Raw genomic sequence first — 2560 nt, forward strand, 5'->3', positions numbered from 1 at the left:
CGGTCTTGACGGCGACGGTCTTGCCGTCCAGGTCGTCGAGGGACTGGATGTCGCTGGCTTCGAGCACGCCGAGCTGGACACCACTGGTGAAGTACGGCTCGGGTGAACTCGAACGGCGCGAACGTCGACACAGGATTCGGCACGGGGCGACGTGGGTCGAGTGATCACAGGCGGCTTCCGCGTCGCGCGCGTGCCACTTCGCCCGCCGCTGCGACCCAGCCGAAAGCACCTCATCGCTCCATGTCGTTCCTCACACGCAGCAGTCTCAAGAACCGCCTGATCCTGTCGCTCGCGACACTGGCGATCGTCGCTCTCGGCCTGATCTCGATGGGCTCGCTCAAGCAGGAGCTGATGCCGTCGCTGCAGGCGCCCATGGCGTTCATCTCGGCGCAGTCGCAGGGTCTCGCGCCCGAAGAGATGGCGAGCAGCGTGACCGAGCCCGTCGAGCAGGCCGTCCGCGCCGTGCCCGGCGTGACGAGCGTCACGTCCACCACATCCAGCGGGGGTGCGCAGATCCTCGTCGAGTGGTCGTTCGGGGAGAACGACGAGGAGACCCTGCGCACGATCCGCAGTGCGACCGAGTCGTTGAAGCCGAGCTTCCCCTCGGGCACAGAGGTCCAGGTGGCGTCGGGCGGTGCCGGTGATCTGCCCGCGATGGTCCTCAGCGCGGGCACCAGCGGCGACCAGGAGAAGTTCGGCGATGCTCTGCAGCAGACCGTCGTCCCGGCGCTCAAGGGCGTACCGGGTGTGCGCGCCGTCGAGCTCGCGGGCCAGGAGACGCAGCGCATCACGATCGATCTCCGCCCCGCGGATGTCACGCGGCTGAAGGTCGAGCCCTCGACGCTCGGCCCGATCCTCGAGGCGCACGGCGCCGCGCTTCCGGCAGGGCAGGCGGATTCCGCCGAGGGGCCTCTGTCGATCACCGTGGGGTCGCGACTCGCCACTCTCGAAGACATCCAGGCCCTTCCTGTACCCACGCCCGAGGGAGCCGTCACGGTCGCCGAATTCGCCGACGTCTCGATCGAGACGGTGCCGGCGCAGACCATCTCGCGGGTCAACGGCAACCCGTCGCTCACGCTCCAGATCATCCCGTCGCAGGGAGCCAACGTGGTCGACATCTCGCACGGCGTGAACGCCGAGCTCGACCGGCTCGCCCCGATCGTCAAGGCCGAGTTCGTGACGATCTTCGACCAGGCGCCCTACATCGAGCAGTCGATCCACGACCTCTCCGTCGAGGGCGGGCTGGGCCTGCTCTTCGCCGTGCTCGTGATCCTCGCGTTCCTGCGCTCGTGGCGCTCGACGGTCATCGCTGCCGTGTCGATCCCGCTGTCGCTGCTGATCACGCTCGTGGGCCTGTGGTGGAGCGGCAACACCCTCAACATCCTGACCCTCGGCGCGCTCACGATCGCCATCGGACGTGTCGTCGACGACTCCATCGTGGTGATCGAGAACATCTCGAGACGACGCGGCGACGGACCGCTCACCATCGACGGCATCGTCGCGTCGGTGCGCCAGGTCGCCGGTGCCATCACCGCCTCGACGCTCACCACCGTCGCGGTCTTCCTGCCCATCGCCTTCGTCTCCGGAATCGCCGGGCAGCTGTTCCGGCCGTTCGCGGTGACGGTCTCGATCGCCCTTCTCGCCTCTCTCGTCGTCTCGCTCACCATCGTGCCGGTGCTCGCCTCCTGGTTCCTCAACAGGGCTCCGAGGCACCGTGCCGCAGTTGCCGAAGCGGCTCAGCCAGTGTCCGAGGGATCGGCGGACGACGCACCGCTCGCCCACGAGAACGAGGTGCCGTCCGAGCTCGACGAGATCCATACGGCTCCCGACCGCCTGCAGCGCACGTTCATGCCGGCCCTGAACGCGACCCGTCGACACCCGGTCATCACCCTGGTCGCCTCGGCCCTGCTGCTCGTCGCGACGCTGGGTATGACGCCGTTCATCCAGACCGACTTCCTGGGCTCATCGGGTCAGGCGAGCCTGCAGGTCGTGCAGACGCCCCCGAAGGAGGCCACGGCCGACCTGGTCGCCGCCGCGGAGCCGGTCGAGAAGACGCTCGGGAAGATCGCGGAGATCGATGACATCACCACCTCGATCCCGGTCCCCACACCCGGCACCCCGACGTCGATCACCTACGACCTGCGGGTGAAGGACGGAGCCGACGTCGCCGCGGTCGAGTCGAAGGTGCAGAAGGCGCTGGACGGTCTTGCCGACAGCGGCACGATCGAGCTCGCTTCGCAGGACGCCTCCCTCGCAGGTGCCGGTGACGGCATCGCCCTGGCCATCCAGGGCAACGACCCGGCCGCGCTGCGGACCGCGAGCGATCTGCTGGAGAAGCAGCTTGCCGACGCCGACGGGGTGCGCTCCGTGAAGAGCGAGCTCGCGGGCGAGCAGCCGGTGCTGCGCGTGAAGGTCGACGAGCCGCTGGCCGCGCGCCTCGGCTTCGACCGGGCCACGATCGCGAAGGCCGTGCAGGAGGCGCTCTCGGGCACCACCGTCGGCACCCTCATGTACGAGGGTCGGGAGCGCGACATCGTCGTGCGCACGCCGGGCTCGGCAC

1 protein-coding gene and 1 pseudogene are annotated in these 2560 nt (G+C 69.0%); one reads left to right on the plus strand and one right to left on the minus strand.

The genetic code is table 11. The features are described 5' to 3' along the window. Positions 1 to 229, minus strand: a pseudogene (locus tag KZA10_RS12100) (hypothetical protein); the annotation flags it as partial. Positions 230 to 240: 11 nt separating this feature from the next. Here KZA10_RS12100 and KZA10_RS12105 point away from each other — a divergent pair. Further along, positions 241 to 2560, plus strand: a 2320-nt coding sequence (locus KZA10_RS12105; RefSeq protein ID WP_218683001.1) for an efflux RND transporter permease subunit, incomplete at its 3' end; no start/stop codon positions are given.

It is taken from the genome of Microbacterium sp. BF1, assembly GCF_019279095.1.
GTDB lineage: Bacteria > Actinomycetota > Actinomycetes > Actinomycetales > Microbacteriaceae > Microbacterium > Microbacterium maritypicum.